The 20,442-nt window shown below is 31.7% G+C and carries 16 protein-coding genes; 6 read left to right on the top strand and 10 right to left on the bottom strand.

Features of this window, described 5'->3' with window-relative positions:
- Window positions 1-46 precede the first annotated feature (46 nt).
- Window positions 47-1,696, bottom strand: a complete 1,650-nt coding sequence (abc-f, locus tag IAI10_RS04900) for a ribosomal protection-like ABC-F family protein (protein WP_315672163.1) — start codon at window positions 1,694-1,696, stop codon at window positions 47-49.
- Between the two features lie 488 nt (window positions 1,697-2,184).
- On the bottom strand, window positions 2,185-3,924 hold the full coding sequence (locus tag IAI10_RS04895) for a methyl-accepting chemotaxis protein (RefSeq protein ID WP_315672162.1): 1,740 nt from the start codon (window positions 3,922-3,924) through the stop codon (window positions 2,185-2,187).
- Window positions 3,925-4,270: 346 nt separating this feature from the next.
- Here IAI10_RS04895 and IAI10_RS04890 point away from each other — a divergent pair, with 346 nt between their 5' ends.
- From IAI10_RS04890 to IAI10_RS04880, 3 genes are all read left to right on the top strand, one after another.
- Complete coding sequence (locus tag IAI10_RS04890) at window positions 4,271-5,425, top strand: methyl-accepting chemotaxis protein (RefSeq protein WP_315672161.1); 1,155 nt, start codon at window positions 4,271-4,273, stop codon at window positions 5,423-5,425.
- 232 nt (window positions 5,426-5,657) lie between these two features.
- Window positions 5,658-7,193, top strand: a complete 1,536-nt coding sequence (cls, locus tag IAI10_RS04885) for a cardiolipin synthase (protein WP_315672160.1) — start codon at window positions 5,658-5,660, stop codon at window positions 7,191-7,193.
- Between the two features lie 84 nt (window positions 7,194-7,277).
- Entirely contained in the window at window positions 7,278-7,883 is a 606-nt protein-coding gene (locus tag IAI10_RS04880) for an FMN-dependent NADH-azoreductase (protein WP_315672159.1), read from the top strand.
- Window positions 7,884-7,970: 87 nt separating this feature from the next.
- Here the strand turns inward: IAI10_RS04880 and IAI10_RS04875 are convergent, their stop codons facing one another.
- The 6 genes from IAI10_RS04875 to licT form a co-directional block, all read right to left on the bottom strand.
- On the bottom strand, window positions 7,971-8,516 hold the full coding sequence (locus IAI10_RS04875) for a metal-dependent hydrolase (RefSeq protein WP_315672158.1): 546 nt from the start codon (window positions 8,514-8,516) through the stop codon (window positions 7,971-7,973).
- Window positions 8,517-8,613: 97 nt separating this feature from the next.
- Complete coding sequence (locus IAI10_RS04870) at window positions 8,614-9,477, bottom strand: PhzF family phenazine biosynthesis protein (RefSeq protein WP_315672157.1); 864 nt, start codon at window positions 9,475-9,477, stop codon at window positions 8,614-8,616.
- 189 nt (window positions 9,478-9,666) lie between these two features.
- Complete coding sequence (locus IAI10_RS04865; protein ID WP_315672156.1) at window positions 9,667-11,109, bottom strand: 6-phospho-beta-glucosidase; 1,443 nt, start codon at window positions 11,107-11,109, stop codon at window positions 9,667-9,669.
- Window positions 11,110-11,123: 14 nt separating this feature from the next.
- A complete protein-coding gene (locus IAI10_RS04860; protein ID WP_315672155.1) occupies window positions 11,124-12,551 on the bottom strand; it encodes a 6-phospho-beta-glucosidase in 1,428 nt (475 codons plus the stop codon).
- A gap of 77 nt (window positions 12,552-12,628) precedes the next feature.
- Window positions 12,629-14,521 carry a beta-glucoside-specific PTS transporter subunit IIABC gene (locus IAI10_RS04855; protein WP_315672154.1) on the bottom strand — a complete coding sequence of 631 codons (1,893 nt, stop codon included), beginning with the start codon at window positions 14,519-14,521 and terminating at the stop codon, window positions 12,629-12,631.
- Window positions 14,522-14,651: 130 nt separating this feature from the next.
- Entirely contained in the window at window positions 14,652-15,494 is an 843-nt protein-coding gene (gene licT / locus IAI10_RS04850; RefSeq protein ID WP_315672153.1) for a BglG family transcription antiterminator LicT, read from the bottom strand.
- A gap of 469 nt (window positions 15,495-15,963) precedes the next feature.
- On the opposite strand from licT, the gene IAI10_RS04845 reads away from it, so the two are divergent.
- From IAI10_RS04845 to IAI10_RS04835, 3 genes are all read left to right on the top strand, one after another.
- Window positions 15,964-16,650, top strand: a complete 687-nt coding sequence (locus tag IAI10_RS04845; RefSeq protein ID WP_315672152.1) for a YjjG family noncanonical pyrimidine nucleotidase — start codon at window positions 15,964-15,966, stop codon at window positions 16,648-16,650.
- 193 nt (window positions 16,651-16,843) lie between these two features.
- Window positions 16,844-17,500 carry an ATP-binding cassette domain-containing protein gene (locus tag IAI10_RS04840; RefSeq protein ID WP_315672151.1) on the top strand — a complete coding sequence of 219 codons (657 nt, stop codon included), beginning with the start codon at window positions 16,844-16,846 and terminating at the stop codon, window positions 17,498-17,500.
- Entirely contained in the window at window positions 17,497-18,267 is a 771-nt protein-coding gene (locus IAI10_RS04835; protein WP_315672150.1) for an ABC transporter permease, read from the top strand. Before IAI10_RS04840 ends, IAI10_RS04835 begins: the two co-directional genes overlap by 4 nt.
- 73 nt (window positions 18,268-18,340) lie before the next feature.
- On the opposite strand, the gene IAI10_RS04830 is transcribed toward IAI10_RS04835, so the two are convergent.
- Window positions 18,341-19,324, bottom strand: a complete 984-nt coding sequence (locus tag IAI10_RS04830; RefSeq protein WP_315672149.1) for a methyl-accepting chemotaxis protein — start codon at window positions 19,322-19,324, stop codon at window positions 18,341-18,343.
- A gap of 13 nt (window positions 19,325-19,337) precedes the next feature.
- Entirely contained in the window at window positions 19,338-20,438 is a 1,101-nt protein-coding gene (locus tag IAI10_RS04825; protein WP_315672148.1) for an FIST N-terminal domain-containing protein, read from the bottom strand.
- Window positions 20,439-20,442: the final 4 nt, after the last annotated feature.

Below are 20,442 nucleotides of genomic sequence, written 5' to 3'. Positions count from 1 at the left end.
TTATGCAATCTCTGATATACTCATTCCTTAAAATAAGCATTAATTTCTATTTTAAAGCTTCCTTAAGCGCTTTTATTTTTTCTACCAAAATATTATACTCTTTATCTAAAGCTTTAATATCATCTTTTTTCGATGGAGCAGACAATCTTCCTATAATTTCCGACATGCGATTTTGGAGTATTAATATTTCATTTTTTATGTGCTTATTATCCTCATGAGAGCTTTTATCTTTTCTCGCTAAATATTCATCATATCTACCCTTAAAATTTATAATTTTATTATTTTCTATAACCATTATTTCATCAGCTATAGACTCAATAAACCGCCTATCATGAGAAACAAACAACAGAGTTCCGCCATATTCCTTCAGGGCGCTCTCCACCGCCTGCAATGAAGCTATATCCATATAATTAGTTGGTTCATCTAGTATTAGCATATTAATATCACTTAGCAAAATTTTTGCCAAAGAAACTTTAACTTTCTCGCCTCCGCTTAGCACAGAAACATTTTTGTAAATATCTTCTCTCTTAAATAGAAGCCTAGATAATAGTATTCTAGAAAATGTTTCATCATATATGCTATCCTTCATAACATTTTCGATTATGCTTAGCTCTTCATCCAAAATACTCATATCCTGGCTGAAATATCCTATTTTTGCCTTTTGGGTGATTTTTATAGCGAAATCATTATTCATAATCATCTTTATTAAAGTACTTTTTCCACATCCATTACTCCCAATGAGCGCCACCTTGCTGCCATTATATATTTTAAATTCTGCATTATCAAAAATAATCTTATTATTAAACTTTTTTCTTATATTATAGCCTTCTAGAATAATCCTACTATAGAGCTTGCTTTCTTCTGAAATATCTACATTAATGTTTTCTTTAACCTTAGGTTTTTCTTTTATTTCTAAATTTTCTATTCGCTTTTCTACATTTTTTACTGCTCTTTCTATTGTAGCCTTAGCTTTTTGTCCTCCCATCTTATGAAGCCTGGCTTCAGAATTGCCCATTCTTTTGGGAGTTTTTCTTATGCTTTTAACTTTCTGCTTAGATTCTAATATAACATCCTCAAGGCGTTTCTTTTCTTTTATATATTCCTCATATTCAAATTCATTTCTTTTTAATTCCTCAGCTTTCTGACTATAATATTCACTAAAATTGCCATTATATATTTTTACCTTTCCATCTTCCAGTTCCCAAATTTTATTGCATACCTTATCTAGAAAATCTCTGTCATGTGAAATAATCACTAATGCTCCTTTATACTCAGCGAAAATTTTTTCTATAAGTTCTATGCCTTCAATATCCAAGTTACTTGTGGGTTCATCAGCGAATAACAAATCAGTATTATCAGAAAAAGCCTCAGCTAATTTAAATCTGGTCTTTTCTCCTCCACTCATATTTTCTTTCCATAGACTTGGAGCACCGAATTTTGAGGACATTCTGCTATTAATGCTTTTATTTTCAGGTTCCTCCAGCTGTGATACATAGGAAGCTTTTCCATATAGTTTAACTATTCCTTCATCAGCCTGATTTCTTTGATTTATTATATTTGTCAATGTGGTTTTCCCTGCACCATTTACCCCTACTATACCTATTCTATCTTCTGAATATATCTTTAAACTCTCTATTTCTAATATTTTTCTATTTCCAAAATACTTTTTTATATTCTTACACTCCATTAAAAGCATAAAAAAATCTCCTCCTTTTTTCTCCGGAGAAGATAGCTTCTTACAACTGCCTATAATATAAATTTAAATAGACATAGAAACTAAAAGTAACTAATAAAACATCAATTACATCAACAAAATTTCTACATAAATTTAAATTTTAAGTTCTCTTTTAAATCAGTGTTGATTTTTACACTTCTTTAAAACATTCCTTTATATTAAATACAGGTAAAATATACGCAGCTATAAAAATGCTATCCATTCTCAAAATAATAAAATTCATACGACGATAATCATCGCTATAAAGTTTTTAATTAAACCTCATTTATGATTTTAAATAATTTTGAAGCGAATTACATTCTCATTTCTGCAAATACCTTACCCTTTCTTTAAATTCCATCTAAAACAAATTATATAAATTAATTGTTACATATAACCAATTTAATTGATTACAATATCAAAATATCATTAATTAAAATCAATGTCAATATAAAATATTTTCATCCAATCTATACCTTAAATTTATCTATGGAATTTTGAAGTTTAATTGATAATTCTGCAAGATTATTTATAGCTTCTCCAACCTGCTGTATGGATGCAGTCTCCTCTTCTGAGGCTGCTGCAACCTCCTCTGTGCTAGATGCATTTTCTTCAATAATATTTACAATATTTTCTAATGATTTCTCCACGGATGATGCATTAGCATTAATGGTTTTTGTCTCCTCTGAAACTTTCTTTATATTGTCAGCCACTTGAGAAACTGAGTTTTTGATAAGCTTGAAAGCCTCATCCGTAAGCTTGAGCGCATCAGTTTGGTTTTTTACGGATTCCTTTGTATCAGCAGCTTCCTCAACTGCTTTTTTTATATAATTCTGTACTTCTGCCATAATTGAACTTATCTTTTTTGTGGAATTCTGTGATTGCTCTGCCAAATTTTTAACTTCGTTTGCTACAACACTAAATCCCTTACCAGCTTCACCTGCTCTGGCAGCTTCTATGGAAGCATTTAAAGCTAAAAGATTTGTTTGTTCTCCAATTGAATTTATAAACTCTACTACCTCCCCTATTTCTTCTGACTTTGAAGATAGCCCCAAAATAACTTCTGTAACATTATCTGCTTTGTATTTTGTACTATCCATTTTATCGCTTTGAGTTTGTAAACTGGCTATTCCATTGTTAACTGAAAGCATTGCTTCATCAGCAAGTTTATTTATGTGAGAAGTATTTTTTGCTATATTGTTTATACTGGATACAACACTTTTAAGCGAATTATTGCTATCTTCAACTAATTCGGATTGTTTTTGCGAGCCTTCTGCCACAGCTACAATTGTTTGAGATACTTCTTCAGCTGTCCTATTAACATCCTGGGAAGCGCTCTTTATTTCATTGGAGGAAGCTGCTACTACATGACTTGTATTTTTAGCTTCAGAAATTACATTTTTTATTTTACTAATAAATATATTAAACCGTTCTATTAAATCTCCAAGCTCATCTTTTCTATATGGTTTTCCTTCAACTGTAAGATCTCCATCTTCAGCTTTTTCCATTAACCATTTAATTTCTTCTATGAATTTAGTAATACTCTTATAGGTGGATATTATGAGTATAGTAAATATTATAGTTAAAACAATTCCTATTATTACTACTATTACAAGACTTCTTATGAAATTTTTAAAATCATTGTCTGCCTGCAGCATGGCATTTTTACTCTGCATTTTTGCCTTATCCTGTATTTGCTTTACCAAGGTATCCATATCGTCTGTAGGCTTTCTATCTATACCTTTAACAAGAGTATCAACTATATTGTAGCTTTCCTTATTATTTACATCATAACTTTTAATTGCAGTGCTATATTTATCAAACAGCTCTTTTAAAGTATTCGATAAATTGTCCACAGAAGATGTATCTAAACCTTCTTTAGACATATCTGATTTCAGTTTTTCCAATTCAGCTTGCACATTATCATTATCATCAGAAAACTGCTTATAGTATTTTGCAAAATCTTGTGAGTTATTACCTCTCAGAAGAGTGTCCTTCCATTCCTGAACCTGCTTTTTGAAATATACTTGAGCTTGTCTAGCTTCATCTACCAAATTTATATATTCATTGGCTGTCTGCAATCTCTCCTTTGAATTTTTATCAAAATTTCTAAATGTAATCCAGGAAAATGTGCTTATGCTTAATATTAAAATTATTACAAAAGCTATCAATCCATAAAGCTTACTGCCTATCCCTTTGTTATTCTTCAAATTTTTCTCTCCTTTTAATTATATTATTCCGTTTTAAATCAGTGCTGATTTTTACACTGATTTAAAACATTCCTTTAGTGCGGGCATGCTATTTTTTAAAACATAGCCAATTATCATTAGTATTTTAACATCATCAGCTCATAAATTTCAACGTTTTTAAAAATTTATTTAATATAATTAATATGTATATAAAATATAAGTTTTAATATCTTTTTATATTGTAAATGTATTATTTATACATTAATATTAGATTGTTTTATGTAACTTTAAAAAGGATTTTGTATGTTTATGTAGAAATATTATTACGTAACAAATCTTAATATCTATTTTATATGGAGGAATTGCTATGTCTATAAAAAAATCTGATTTAGAAAGTTTCAAAGCTTTTGCAGAAATGCAAGTGAATCTAATTCCAAGTGGCATAATCTATCTAATAATTGAAGAGGATACTTTTGTATGGAAGGCCGCTTCCCAGGAATTTGATTTAGATATTTTTGATGTAGGCGTAAAAATTAATAGTAAAAGCGCTACTCTTCGAGCAATTAAAGAAAATAGAACAGTCACGGAAAAATTTCCTAGATCCTTATATGGAATTAGATTAACTGTTACCTCTACCCCTGTTGTAAATGAAGATAACAAAGCTATAGGTGCAGTATCTGTGGTGCTTCCAAATCTTCATCCAGTTGCTGCTGCTTTTAACAAATTTGCTCCAATGCTTTCAGATATGTTTCCGGAAGGTGCTTTTATATACATGAGCGATTTAGAAAAAATCGCCTATAGACAAGCTTCAAAAAAGTTTGATATTCCATCGATACCAATCGGATATCAACTAAAAGAAAATGATAATGCTACAAAAGTAATAAATACAAAAGAACCTCAAATAACCGAATTTGATGCCAGTAAATGGCAAGTTCCAACCCTTTTTATAACCTATCCTATTTTTGATGAAGAAAATGAAAATGAATTAGTTGCAACTTTTGGTATCGTATTACCAAAAAGTAATTCTTTTAAATTGCGTAAAATGGCAGATGATATAAACAACACCATAACAAATATATCTTCAGCTATTCAACAATTAGCTTCTTCAGCCTCAGAAATTCACTCAAATGAAATTAGGCTTAACTCCTACATAAAAGAAATTTATACATTATCTGAAGAAATTAATTCTGTATCCTTGCTTATAAAACAAATTTCTGATCAAACAAATATGCTAGGCCTTAATGCGTCAATTGAAGCTGCACGAGTTGGCGAGTTAGGAAAAGGGTTTAGTGTAGTAGCTAAAGAAGTAAGAAAACTTGCCGAACAATCAAGAAACTCCGTACCTAAAATCAAAGATTTAACAAATAAAATTAATGAAAAAATAGATTATATAGTAAGCGAAAGTAATTCAGTTTTGGATTCTAGCGGCGAGCAAGCTTCTGCTTCCGAAGAAATAACTGCCAGCATAGAAGAGATAACTTCTCTAATAGCTGAGTTAGATAAAATAGCACAAACAGTATAATTGATAAGGTATGAAACAAGTAATAAAATGCACTGCAAACATAAAAGTTAAGTCAGTGCATTTTTATTTGTTCTGCTTTTGTCATAATATGCATCATTGTTTAGCTCAGTTTTTTCTTATATTTCTATTATAATTACTATGTAAAAACATCTATTACATAATTTATTGACACAATATAGCTAATTTATGTAATAATATAGTTATACAAAAAAAATCACAGGGAGATGAATACGTGAAATTTGTAAAAAAACTTTTATTTCACCGAGCTACATTTGTATTTTACTCTATAGCAATACAACTTTTAGTTTTAATATGGGTGATTTTCAAGTTTAAAGAATATTTCGTCCTATTTTATGGTCTTAGTATTGTTGTAAGTTTTTTTGTAATACTATTAATTTTAAATAATAAAAGTAATCCCGCTTATAAAATAGCATGGATTATTCCTATACTGCTTTTTCCTATTTTTGGTGGATTATTTTACATATTCTTTGGACGAAATAAGCTAAATAGATTAACTAAGAAAAAAATGAAAAGTATCTCCTCTAAAAGTAATGAAGCATTATGCTTCAATGATAATATTTTAGAGGAAATCCAAAGCAAAAGTAAAACTGCGGTAAATCAATCAAGATACATTCATAATTATGCTAATTGCCCTCCATATATAAATACCTCAACAAAATATCTTTCTTCGGGTGAGGAGGCTTTTGAAAAATTAAAGGAAGAGTTAAAAAATGCTAAGCATTTTATTTTTCTAGAATATTTTATTATAAATGATGGTATTGTTTGGAATAGCATACTTGATATATTGATAGATAAGGTTAAAGCTGGTGTAGATGTTAGGTTAATCTATGATGACGTTGGCTGTCTTTTAACTTTGCCCCATAGATACTATAAAAAATTAGAGCGTTTGGGAATCAAATGCTGCGTTTTCAATCCATTAATTCCTCTTTTATCCTTTAGATTAAATAATCGCGATCATCGTAAAATAGCCATAATTGATGGATACACCGGATTTACAGGAGGAATGAATTTAGCGGATGAATACATAAATGCCATAGAAAAATACGGTCATTGGAAAGATAGTGCTATCATGTTAAAAGGTGAAGCTGTGTGGAGCCTTACAGTAATCTTCTTGTCAATGTGGGACTATCTTAAGGGCATATCTGAAGATTTTAGCAAATTCAGAAATGAAGCTGCATTTAGTGATAGTATATGTCCAGATGGCTATGTTCAGCCTTTTGCCGATAATCCTTTAGATGATGAGCCTGTGGGAGAAATAGTTTATCTTAATATGATCAATAAAGCAAAAAAATATATTTATATTACTACTCCATATTTAATTATTGGTAATGAAATGACAATAGCTTTGACTTCTGCAGCTAAGAGCGGAGTTGATGTTAGAATCATAACCCCTCACATTCCTGATAAAAGATTAGTGCATTCCGTTACTAGATCATTTTACCGAATACTTGTAGAAAGCGGCGTAAAGATATATGAATATACTCCTGGTTTCATGCACTCCAAAATTTACGTTGCCGATGATGCTTATGGTGTAGTTGGCACCATAAACATGGACTTTAGGAGCCTATATTTGCATTTTGAATGTGGTATTTGGTTATATGAAAATAGCTGCATTCCAGCAATGAAAGCAGACTTTCTTAAAACTTTAGATAAATGTAGACAAATTACCCTTGAAGATATAAAATCTTTAAAATGGTATAAGGTACTAATTCGTTTGGTGCTTAGAGTTTTCGCTCCATTGATGTAAGTTATAAATTATGCTTAGAATATTTAAATATTTTAAGATTAAACTATTATTAATAAAAAAAGTATTATACGAGGAGGAATAATCATGAGCAAAATATTATATATTAAAGCAAATGCCCGTCCTAATGGTACGTCTAGAACCTATAAGATTTCTGAAGGTTTTATACACAAGTATAAAGAGCTTCATCCACAGGATGAAATAATAACTCTAGATTTATATAATGAAGGAATAAACTTTCTCCCTCAAGGAGAGTTAAGTGATCTTCATATGCCTGCACCTGGAGAAGGCAGAAATCATCCCATACTAAAATACGCTTTTCAATTTGTGGAAGCGGATAAATACGTAATAGCAGAGCCTTTATGGAACTTAAGTATTCCTGCTATATTAAAGGCATATATAGATTATATATGCGTTACTGGAATTACCTTTAAATATACCGCTGAAGGACCTGTAGGTTTGTGTAAAGGGAAAAAAGCCATTAACATCACTTCAAGAGGAGGCGCATATTCCTCCGAGCCAATGTCAGGCTTTGAGATGGGAGACAGATACCTAAGAACAATTTTAGGTTTTTTAGGCATTACAGATTTTACAACTGTTGCTGCTGAAGGATTAGATGTAGTTGGCAGCGATGTGGATGATATTGTTGAAAAAGCCACAAAAGAAGCTGAAGAAAAAGCCAAAAGCTTTTAATAGGATATTTCAAACTATACTAAAAAATGTTGATATTACCTTGGAGTTCTCTAGGTCATATCAACATTCTTTTAAAGCATAGCCTTTTTAAAGCAATTTTCCTTGTTTAATAAAATTATTAAATTGCTTTCCTCTTATAGTTTTTATGATATAATAAGCCAATATTATGAATCCTATTGTTTCAGGTAAATAATAGAATGGATCTGTGATGAGCCTTATTATATCATTATTTAGCCAATTTCCTTCCGGTCTTTCAGGAAACTTCCATCCGTAATAAGGCCAAAATAATATCTTAGTATAAAGCCACATACTATCTAAAATTAAATGAATGCTGCTGCTTATTCCTAATAATAATATTCTATTTTTTCTTTCCTTTAAGAGCCTAAATAATCCTATCAATATCAAAATTAAAGAAAATAGCAGAGTATGACCGAATATACGGCTATTGTGAAAGGTGCTTCTAAATAAAAACGCTCCTATAGGTTTATCTATTATATCTGGCAATATTGATCCCACCAGTACGATTCTATAATCTATCAATGGCTTACTTTCTCTATCCTCATTTTTATTAAATATGCTTTCATAAACTTTAAAAGCCCCTGTAGTTATACCCAAATGTCCAAAAAATATCATCTGTTTCTCCTTCCCTCTTATGTAATTCTAATGCAAAGTGTATAATCAAAATCTAATCTTAATTTATAATAATATCACATCAAGAGGTTAATTACCATTATAATTCAACCTCTATTTCCTGCAAATCGAGAGCTTTTCCACCCACCATAACTTTTTTTATTTTATCATTTTCCGAAGATAATTTTACATGAATCTCTGAGGGCCTGTTCATGGAATATCCCTGTTCCATCACAATATTTTCCATATCTTTTACCTTACCATACTTATATAAATAACAGGCTAAAGCACCATTGGAGGTTCCTGTAGCAGACTCTTCATTAATTCCGTAAAGCGGTGCAAAATTTCTACAATGTGCTGAAGCATTATGTAGAGTCTCAAGAGTAAAAACATGATATCCTATAACTCCATATTTTTTGCTTATATGCTTTATTCTATCTAAATTCGGAGATATTTTATTGATTATATCCAAGCTTTTCACAGGAATAATTATATCCTTTAGTCCAGTGGATACGATTTGAATTGGCAACTCTTCAATAATTTCATTAGTCCCTATGCTCAACGAGCCGGTTATTTCTTCATTATTTAAAATGTCATAATAAGTTGGACAGTTTTGTTCCATAGTTACTATTCCATCTTGGTTCACTTCTATTTCTAAAATTCCTGCTTTAACCTCCTGAGTGTAGACTCCTGATGCTATTATACCCTGCTTAAAAAGGGTAAAAAAGCTTCCAACAGTAGCATGTCCACATAAATTTACTTCATCATTAGGTGTAAAAAATCTCAATTTAAAATCTGCTAAATTAGATTTCGAAATAAATGCCGTCTCTGAAAAACCCAATTTTTCAGCAATTCTTTTCATTTCTTCATCTGATAAAAAATCAGCTTCTAAAACAATTCCAGCTGGATTTCCTCCTCCAGATTTTTTTGCAAATGAATTTAATTTAAAAGCTTTAATTTTCATAATCGTCCTCTTTCAATAATTTTATCTGCAATTTATATATAAAAAAATAATATTTCAAATAATATAATTATACTTTTACATAAAATTTGGTTTATGACAATCCATTAATTAAAAATTATTGCATAGGAGAAAATTGAATTTTAAAAAAATAAGTGCAGGTTGCACTGCACTTATTTAAAACACATTCAATTATAGTTCTTCTCCATTAGATTCTATAACCTTTTTATACCAATAAAAACTGTCCTTTCTTAATCTGTCTAGGCTTCCCTTGCCATCATTGTCCTTATCTACGTAAATGAAGCCATATCGCTTTTTCATTTCTCCTGTAGAAGCACTTACTAAATCTATGCAGCCCCAAGGTGTATAACCTATTAAATCCACGCCATCTGCCACTGCTTCTTTCATTTCTTTTATGTGTTCTCTTAAATAATCTATTCTATAATCATCTTTTATAGACCCATCAGCTTCAATCGTATCCACAGCTCCTAATCCATTTTCAACCACCATTAAAGGAATCTGATATCTGTTATATATGTTATTTAAAGACCATCTCAAACCTTTGGGATCTATCTGCCACCCCCAATCGCTAGCTTTAAGGTATGGATTTTTTAAACCGATAGCGAGATTTCCTCCTATGCTCTCCTGATTAGGATCTGCACTGACACATACTGACATATAGTAACTGAAAGTATAGAAGTCCACACATCCATTTCTCAGAATATCTTCGTCTCCCTCTTCCATAAATATGTTTATATTATTCTCTCTAAAATATTTTTTAGCAAAGCCAGGATAATAACCTCTCACCTGAACATCCGAACACAAGAAGTTACTGATATTATCCTTCTCTTGGGCTAATAATATGTCTTCTGGATTGCAGGTAAGCGGGTAAGAGCACATATAAGCTATCATACAGCCTATTTTGAAATCCTTATTAATTTCATGTCCAAGCTTCACTGCTTTTGCACTCGCTATAAATTGATGATGAAGTCCTTGAAATCTTTCCTGTGCATTGCTATCTAAACCGCTCTTTAATTCAGCTTCCTTAGGAATAATAGCTCCCGCCAAGAAGCTTCCAAAAGGCATGGTTAAACAATTTATTTCATTAAAGGTTAACCAATACTTAACCACATCTTTGTATCTATTAAATATTACTTTACAGTATCTAACATAGAAATCAACTACTCTTCTATCTGCCCAGCCATTATATTTCTGTGCTAAATTAAAAGGTGCTTCATAGTGAGATATGGTTACCAAAGGTTCTATATTGTATTTCTTTAGCTCAGCAAATACAGAATCATAGAATTTCAAGCCCTCTTCATTAGGTTCTAAATCATCTCCATTAGGGAAAATTCTGGACCAGGCAATAGACATTCTGAAAACCTTAAAACCCATTTCTGCAAATAGCTTAATATCTTCCTTATAGCGATGATAAAAATCTATAGCCTCATGACTTGGATAGAAAGTTTCTCCTTCTAAAACAGGAGTTATTCTTCTTGGAGTTGTATGAGTCCCTCCAGTCATTACATCTGCTGTACTTAATCCTTTTCCGCCTTGGCTATATCCACCTTCAAATTGGTTAGCAGCCGTAGCTCCTCCCCATAAAAACCCTTTTTTAAATTTAATATCTGCCATATTATCACTCCTTTTTATAATTCCTTACCATTAGTGGTAATTACATTTTTATACCAATAAAAACTTTTTTTCTTGCTTCTGATTAGTGTTCCTTTTCCTTCATTATCATTATCAACATATATAAACCCATAACGTTTTTTCATTTCTCCTGTAGAGGCACTTACTAAATCTATACAGCCCCAAGGGGTATAACCTAATAATTCAACTCCATCCTCATTAATTGCAGCTCTCATAGCTTTAATATGCTCTCTTAAATATTCGATTCTATAATCATCCTCTATATTACCTTGTGAATCTAGAGTGTCTATTGCTCCCAATCCATTCTCTACAATAAATAAAGGTTTTTGATATCTGTCATAAAGAGAGTTAAGAGTTATTCTTAACCCAATAGGATCAATCTGCCATCCCCATTCACTAGCTTTTAAATATGGATTTTTAAGAGTGGCAAATACATTTCCCTCTGTCTGTGAGCTTGCCTTTGGGTCAGCACTAGTAAGTCTTGATGCATAGTAGCTAAAGGATACAAAATCCACAGTGTTCTTCTTTAAAAGTTCCTCATCTCCAGGTTCCATAACTACATTTATCCCTTTTATCTCAAACATCTTTTTAGCATAGTTAGGATATTCTCCTCGTGATTGCACATCAATAAAAAAGTAGTTTTCTCTATCCTTTTCTAAAGCCTTCCAGACATCCTCTGGGGCACAGGTATTGGCGTAGGTATTCCCTGCCGCAAGCATGCAGCCTATCTTAAATTCTGGATTTATTCTATGAGCTATTTCAGTAGCCTTAGCACTGGCTATTAACTGATGATGAGCGGCCTGATATTTAATGGCTTCTTCATCTTCTCCTTCTTCAAATACCAAGCCTGCTCCTACAAAAGGCAGATGCAAAAGCATATTAATTTCATTAAAGGTAAGCCAATATTTAACCTTATTTTTATAACGAGTAAAAATGGTTTCACACAATCTTTCATAATGCTGAACCATTTTACGACTCTTCCAAGAATTTATCGTCTTTACCAAATTTATTGGCACATCAAAATGAGTTATAGTTACTAAGGGTTCTATGCCCTGCTTAATACATTCATCGAACACAGCATCGTAAAATTTTAATCCCTCTTCATTAGGCTCTTTGTCATCTCCATTAGGAAATATCCTCGTCCAAGATAAGGAGAGTCTAAAGCATTTAAAACCCATATCTGCAAATAATCTTATATCATCTTTGTATCTATGATAAAAGTCTATAGCTTCATGGCTTGGATAATAGTGTTCTCTATCACATTCAAGCATTTTTTTCTTACCAAGCATCACAGGAAAGCGATCTTTTCCCGCTGGGATTACATCCACTGTAGATAAACCTTTACCACCTTCTAAGTATCCTCCTTCACATTGGTTAGCAGCTGTAGCTCCTCCCCACAAAAAGTCTTTTGGAAACCCCTTCATAAATATATATCTCCTTTCTTTAGAAAACTTTATAGGAAATAAGTTCCAAGCATAAACTGCTTAGAACTTACTGTTGGTTAAATCATCACAGATAATAGTTCTTCTTCGTAATTAATTGACTTTTTATCTGTTTCTATAATATCTAAGTAGTTAGCTGAATTAGTAACAACTATTGGAGTTGTTAAGGAATAACCTGCTGCTTTTATTGCTTTTATATCAAACTCTAACAATTCTTGTCCCACGGTAACATGATCACCTTGTTTTACTTTTACGGTAAAATATTTTCCATCCAATTGAACTGTATCCATACCTACATGAATCAATATTTCTGCGCCACCATCACTTGTGATTCCAATTGCATGACCAGTTGGAAATACTGTTGTCAATACTCCGCTTATAGGTGCAACCACTTTTCCTTCAGTTGGTTCTATTGCAACACCTTTTCCTAAAGCCCCTGTGGAAAACACTTCATCTTTAACTTCTGATAAAGCCTTAACTTCGCCTTTTAATGGGCTAGCTACAGTTTCTTGTTTAACTAGAACTTCTCCCTCTGCTTCCTTCTTAACGACTTGAATTTCGTCATCTTTAAAACCTGTAACCATCATTAATAAGAAACCTACAACGAAGCTTACTATCATTGCTATTATGGCACCATAGAAACCAGCGGTTATTCCCGAAGGTGATATATAAGTTGGAATTCCGAATATACCCATTCCGCCTATCATATATATCTTGCTTCCTGCAATACCTAATATGCCTCCGCCTACTGCTCCGCCAATACAGCTCAATATGAATGGCTTCTTACGTGGAAGAGTAACACCGTATATAGCTGGTTCTGTAACTCCAAATATACCTGAAATGAAAGCTGGGAGAGCTATAGCCTTTAACTTCTTATTCTTGGTTTTAATTAATATAGCCAATACTACACCTATCTGCGCAAAGGAAGCTCCAAACATAGTTCCAAGGATAGGGTCAGCCTTTAATACTGATAGATTGTTTATAGCTATTGGAACTAGACCCCAATGTAATCCAAACATTACAAATACCTGCCAGAACCCGCCAATAAATATACCTGCTACTACTGGGCTTAAGTTATAAAGTGCAAGAGTAATCGCTCCTAATAATTTACCAGCCCAGGTTGCTATAGGGCCTATTACTATAAAGGTTAATGGAACAGTAACTAACAATGTGCAGAATGGAACAACGAAAGCTTTAACAACATCTGGTACTATCTTCTTAAAGCCTCTTTCAATTTTAGAAGCTGCAAATATTGCTAGTATTATAGGTATAACCGTGGAAGAATAATCCATTAATATTACTGGAATACCCAAGAAGTTCAAATGTATTGGAGATTCTATTAAAGTACCTTTAAATAAAGTATTTATGACTGGAGCTGCGCTAAAAGCCGCTATCTTAGGATAAAGCATAGAAGCACCAATCGCCATACCAACAAATTCATTGGATTTAAACTTTTTAGATGCTGTGTATCCTAGAAATATAGGCAAGAAATAAAACAAGCTGTCACCAATACCATTTAACATTGCATAGCTTCCCGATTTATCACTAAGTAATCCAAAAGCAACAAGCAATGCATTCATACCCTTTATCATACCTGTTGCACATAGCACTCCTAGGATTGGAGTGAAAACTCCCGATACAATATCTATAAATTTATTGAAAGCATTAATTTTTTCCTCTGGCTCTTCAGCTCCTGCTGCTGTCTGAAAGCCTCCTACTGCTACCACGTCTGCATAAACCTCAGGAACATGGTTACCTATAACTACTTGATATTGCCCACCGCTCTTTACTACAGTAACAACACCATCCATATTTTTTAAAACATCTGTATTAGCTTTACTTTCGTCCTTCAATTTAAAACGCAGACGTGTAACGCAATGTGTCAAGCTATTAACGTTTTCTTTACCACCAACATTTTTAATGATGTCTTTTGCAAGTTTTTCATATTTCATTTTTTACATCTCCTTTGTATTTTTTATATAAAAAAGCGAGACCCAGCACGGATAGTAAAATACGTTAAAATATATTACTATCTGATTTGGTCTCGCCTGCTTTACCAGTAACAATCCAAAATATTAAATTTTATTGAGTAATCCTCTGAATATGAACAGTTAGGTACAATTTTTCTTCATCTGATAACTCTTTTTCTAAATATTTTTCTATTTTAAGCATACAATTATAAGCTGATTTATATTTTTCCCTAACCTGTTTCAATAAAAAATCTTCTTCAACTCCTTCTGCAGCATCTATTTTTGAATTTTCTTTTTTATTTAACCTTTGGAAGAAAAACCTTAAATGTGTAACAAATCTTTCATAGCTTATAGATTTTTCATCTAGTGATATATTATAGGTATACTTGACAATGTTTAAAATATCCTGTATCATTTTTGCATTTTTAGCCACATCATCAGCCTTATTGTAGGAACTGTTAATCTGCGCATTTATCAAATGAAGGGCTATATTAGCTGCTTCATCTTCATCTAAAAGTTTTTCAGTTTCATCCTTAATAAATTCTAATGCTTTTAATCCCACATTGAATTCCTTGGGATAAAATTTTTTAATTTCCCAAATCAATGGATTAGTATTTCTTATTCCCTCGCTATACATATTTAATGTATTGCTGATATGATCTGTAAGTGTAACATATATATAGTCATTTAGTTTGATATCTAATACATTCTTAGCGTATTCGATTACATCATAGCATAGAGATACATATTCCATAGGCACATCTTCTAATAATAACTTAAATTTTTCAGAGGCATCCTTTTGTTTAAGAATGAATGTCTTCTCTACAAGACTCTCATCCACCTTTTCTCCCGCATTCTTTTTAAATGCGATTCCCCGCCCCATAACAACGAATTCATGTTTATCTGAATCTTTTGCTAATATGACATTATTATTAAATATCTTCTGTATTACCATCCCTATCCTCCATCCTATAATAGCTTTTATGAAAAAAACCTTAGTTAATTTATAAAAGACATAAATCTTTTTAATTAACTAAGGTTTTGCCTGATCGAGTCAGTAACAATCCAAACAACCATATAAACGTTTTCTTGATGTTTTAATCATACATTGTTTTCTTGGAGCTGTCAACAGTTTTTATAATAATTTTTTGTAGTTTTTTATAATATTTTTTATTTGCTTTTTTGCCTTTTCTAGCTAGCAAGTATATAAAATAAGGTGCTCCAATAATTGCTACAATAGCACCTGAAAAAGCAAACTCACATTTTAGAAATACTTAGCCTATTTTCTAATTCAATTTTTATTTTACTTTATAGTAAGAAAAATTTACTCCAATAAAATACTAGCATGACATATGTCCTATTAATATTTTCGCAGATGTGGTAACTTATATAACATATCACAGATTACAGGGGGATTTATATTCATGAAATATGAAGTTATATTATTTGATGCAGATGAAACCTTATTCGATTTTGAAAAATCTGAAAAGCATGCTTTAAAAAATACTATGATAGATTTCAACATAGATTATAATGAAAATTACCATTTAAGCATATACAAGACTATAAACTCCGCCATTTGGAAGGAACTCGAAAATGGTCTAATTGAACAGAAAGACTTGAATGTGGAAAGATTCAGAAGATTATCCAAAGCTTTAGAAGAAAAATTTGATGGAAATGAATTCGCAAAACACTACGCTCAGCATCTATCAGAGGCATCCTTTTTATTCGAAAGCAGTACAAATTTAATAGAAAGCTTACATGAAGCTTCCTATAGACTTGCTATCGTAACTAACGGTCTAAAGGATGTACAGCATAATAGAGTAAGAAAATCTGTAATAGGAAAATTTTTTGAAACAGTTGTCATTTCTGAGGAAATTGAAATATCAAAACCTAATCCAGAAATATTTCAGTATGCCTTAAACACTTTAAAATGCATTAATAAGAAGAAGGTATTAATGGTTGGCGACAGCTTAAGTTCAGATATACAAGGCGGCATAAATTTTGGAATAGATACTTGCTGGTACAATCCGAAAAAATTAAGCAACAAAACTAATTTAAACCCAACCTATGAAATCTCAGACTTAATGAAGCTTAGACAAATAGTTTAGTCATTAAATATGGAGCTGTAGCAAAAAGATTATTTATTCTATTCATTAAGAAGTAAGATGTAAAAATTAATAGTTTTTCTGTATTATCTTATCAGCTAAGTAAACTATAGTCAATAAGATACTAAATTTGAATAATAAGTTCAAAACGTATATTAAAAACATAAAAAAATGTTTATTGATTGGGGGAAGTCCTTTGCCGTTATTAGAATTCCAAAATACATTTTTTATTAATGATAATAAAACTATACTAAAAGATATAACAATGTCCATTAATCAAGGTGATTATATTTCTGTTGTCGGTCCATCTGGAAGTGGTAAAAGCACCTTTCTTAAACTTTGCTGCCACCTAATAAGTCCAACAAAAGGTACAATAATATATAAAAATAAATCTATTATGGAACATAATCCTATTGAACTCAGAAAAAATATTGCATACTGCTTTCAAACTCCATATCTTTTTGGCGAAACAGTTATGGATAATATTTATTTTCCATATCAAATAAGAGGCATTAAAGTAGATTTAAAAAGGGCAGAAGAACTTTTAACCCTTTTTAATCTTGATAAAGAATATTTAGAAAAGGATGTGAAAAATCTGTCTGGCGGCGAAAAGCAGAGGATTGCGCTTATCAGAACATTGTTATCTAAGCCTGAAATATTGCTTTTGGATGAAATAACCTCTGCACTGGATGTTAATAATACCTTAATTGTTGAAAATGTGATAAAATTGCTGAACCAAAACGGTACAACCATCATTTGGATAACACATAATCCTGAACAAAGTAAGAGAGATGCACATAAATTATTAACCATTGAAGCTGGTAAAATAAAATCATTGGAGGTGCTAAAATGAACGTAAGCAGTAATTTAATGAATACTTCTTCACTTTTAATTTCCTCATCTCTAGTATTGGTGTCCTTATTGTTTTCATATTTTCAGAAATTAAAACTTGAGAAGGAAATTATAATAAGCGTTGTCAGAGCAATCCTTCAACTTATCATTGTAGGGTATTTGCTTAATTATATTTTTGGTTTTAACAATCCAATATTTACAACCATACTTCTTTTATTCATGACTTTCAATGCCGCATATAATGCTTCCAAAAGAGGTAAAGCAATAAAAAACGGACTGCTGATATCTTTTATATCAATAGCTGTAGGAACTATATCAACCCTTGCTATTCTTGTATTTTCTCGTGCAATCAAATATGAGCCTTATCAAATTATTCCTGTCAGCGGTATGATAATAAGCAATGCAATGGTAGCTTTAGGACTTTGTTACAGGCAATTAAGTTCAAATTTTAAAAATAAAAGAGAAGAAGTTGAAACAAAGCTTTCACTTGGCGCGGATATCTTGCCATCTGCTATTGATATAATTAGGGATTCAATAAAAACTGGCATGCTTCCAACAATTGACTCAGCAAAGACCTTAGGCATTGTATCATTACCCGGTATGATGACAGGGCTTATACTTGCTGGCACACCACCAGTAGAAGCAATCAAATATCAGATAATGGTGACATTCATGCTCCTTTCAACTACCTCAATATCTTCTTTCATAGCATGCTATTTATCCTACAAGGGTTTCTTCACTAATAGAAAACAGCTGGTGCAAAAATAAAAAACAAAGCTTATTCAGTATGCAAGTTACAAGCAACTAAATAAGCTCAAAGCTATATTTTGAAAATATTTTTTTATTTCTCTTTTATCGAATCTGCTAACAAGTTCTCTATCTGCTGCAGGAAATCAGTAATGTCACAAATAATAGTAGATCTTGTATTCATCCTTAAATTCAATTTGTCTAATTTATCCCCAAAGGAATTAACAAGTTCAGCAACTGATCCAACTCCTGTAGCTGCCCCATTTATTTCAGAGCTTGTCATTTTCATGCCTTTTATTATATGCTGACTAAAGTTCTTTACTTCATCTGTGCAGTCTGTAACCTGCTTAAAATCTTTTTGAACATTTTGAGCGTATTCAAAATTATCTTGAGTGGCTACTTTTGATGATCTTATTTCTTCTCTCAAGGAGTCTATACTTTCATATAGTTTTTTAACGCTTTCGTCTATTCCGCTTACTAATTCTGTAGTTGAAGAAGAAAGCTTTCTTATTTCCTCTGCTACAACTGCGAAGCCTCTTCCAGCTTCTCCTGCTCTAGCAGCCTCAATGGACGCATTTAATGCTAAAAGATTGGTGCTGTCAGCTATACTTGTAATACTATTAGACATCTCTTGAATATTTTTAGAGCTGCTTTCCAATCCATAAAAAGCTTGCGTAATAGAATCAAGCTGAGTACATGTACCATTAATTTTATGCGCCAAAGTCCCCATTTTATCATCTGCTTGCTTAACTGCCACTTCAGAACGTTCCATAACTCCATTTATCTTGCTAGCATACTGGCTGAAATCATTAAAGTTAGTATCCAATTTATTAATCATCTCTTGTATGCTATTGATTTTTGAATATGTATTATCTATATCTTTAATAGACTGAGTTACTTTTACTTCTTCTTCCATAAAATCTTCAAGTTTTTCTTCAATATGTAGAATTCCATAGTTAATATTTTTATCATGATCTGGAGTTTTTCTCAAATCTACAATTTCTTTTTGTTCTACTGAAAAATTTGATTCTTCCTTGGTCTTTACGGTCTTAGTTTTATCTGATCTAAACCACTTCATATCTATACCTCACCTATTCAAATACAGCAAGAACCATAGTTTGATTAAAATGCTGATGATTAAGCTGTTCTCCATAACCTGCAAAGCCTATATAATTTCCTAAAGCTATGCTCATATTTTTTGCAAATTCATTTATGTATCCATCTTTTTCGAAAAGCATGGATCGCGCCAAGCAATTTATCATTATGCTTAAGGACGGATTAGGTATCTCCTTTTTAACTTTATCTACGGTTTCATTAATTACCTTCTTATAATCATCAGGTTCTAAAAGCACCATGTTAGAATTATTATAAACTCTTGCATGATAAGACATGGCATTATTTTCGCAAACAGCTTGGTTTGCTGTAATGTACATATCGTTGCCAATAATTCTTCCAAGAGGGTAACTATCTAAATACTTTGGAAGATTTTCAACAGTTGTATTCAGTGCTTCAGCCATTACCTTTGCAGCAGGTTTATTATCAAATTCATGTACTATACGATTTCTTACATCTACTTTAGTAGCAGTAAAGAAATGTGTAGTTGGCCTATATATATTTTCTCTGTATAGCCTAATTCTTCCGCCTAGATTTTTTATTATTACAAAAGCACAGGCATTATCGTATATTTTACCATTGAAAGAAATCATAGTTCTTTCTGCTTTTCCATAGTCACCGGAGGAGCCTCCGAATAAAGGGATGTTCTTTTTTTCTAGAACTGAGTTTAGAGTTGATAAGACTAGCTCTTCACAGCTTATTAATGATGAAGAAATCTCAAAACATACCGTATTAGAGGTATCTTTAAATTTGTCCACACAGTTTATTAATCTGTCAACATATTTTAATGGATATTTATCTGCTTCTTCAAGCACATCTGCATAACATTCGATGCCATCTTCAATCCCCATTACAAGCAATGTATTCTTATAAGCTCCTTCTTTACAAAAGCCAGCAAAAGTAGTTGCTCCAAGAATAATGCTATTTTTGAACTCTTCTCCTATCTTTTCATTGTATCCTTCGAAATGTTCCACATCAGAAAAAAACAATAATAATTTAGGTGAATTAAGTTCTTGGGTGGCTTCCTTTATTGCTTGTTCCAAATCGGTTTTAGAGCTTTTTCCAACTTTATAATTCATGCAT

Origin of the sequence: Clostridium sp. 19966 (assembly GCF_032335695.1) — a bacterium.
GTDB lineage: Bacteria > Bacillota > Clostridia > Clostridiales > Clostridiaceae > JACTOJ01.
Note: the sequence above shows the minus strand (reverse complement) of the source record. Positions and strands in the feature narration are given on the sequence as shown.

Coding starts and splice junctions, on each gene's coding strand:
- IAI10_RS04880 (WP_315672159.1), top strand. CDS start 7,278: ATGAGCAAAATATTATATATTAAAGCAAATGCCCGTCCTAATGGTACG.
- IAI10_RS04860 (WP_315672155.1), bottom strand. CDS start 12,551: ATGAAGGGGTTTCCAAAAGACTTTTTGTGGGGAGGAGCTACAGCTGCT.
- IAI10_RS04870 (WP_315672157.1), bottom strand. CDS start 9,477: ATGAAAATTAAAGCTTTTAAATTAAATTCATTTGCAAAAAAATCTGGA.
- IAI10_RS04835 (WP_315672150.1), top strand. CDS start 17,497: ATGAACGTAAGCAGTAATTTAATGAATACTTCTTCACTTTTAATTTCC.
- IAI10_RS04830 (WP_315672149.1), bottom strand. CDS start 19,324: ATGAAGTGGTTTAGATCAGATAAAACTAAGACCGTAAAGACCAAGGAA.
- IAI10_RS04890 (WP_315672161.1), top strand. CDS start 4,271: ATGTCTATAAAAAAATCTGATTTAGAAAGTTTCAAAGCTTTTGCAGAA.
- IAI10_RS04825 (WP_315672148.1), bottom strand. CDS start 20,438: ATGAATTATAAAGTTGGAAAAAGCTCTAAAACCGATTTGGAACAAGCA.
- licT (WP_315672153.1), bottom strand. CDS start 15,494: ATGGTAATACAGAAGATATTTAATAATAATGTCATATTAGCAAAAGAT.
- IAI10_RS04875 (WP_315672158.1), bottom strand. CDS start 8,516: ATGATATTTTTTGGACATTTGGGTATAACTACAGGGGCTTTTAAAGTT.
- IAI10_RS04845 (WP_315672152.1), top strand. CDS start 15,964: ATGAAATATGAAGTTATATTATTTGATGCAGATGAAACCTTATTCGAT.
- IAI10_RS04855 (WP_315672154.1), bottom strand. CDS start 14,521: ATGAAATATGAAAAACTTGCAAAAGACATCATTAAAAATGTTGGTGGT.
- IAI10_RS04865 (WP_315672156.1), bottom strand. CDS start 11,109: ATGGCAGATATTAAATTTAAAAAAGGGTTTTTATGGGGAGGAGCTACG.
- abc-f (WP_315672163.1), bottom strand. CDS start 1,696: ATGCTTTTAATGGAGTGTAAGAATATAAAAAAGTATTTTGGAAATAGA.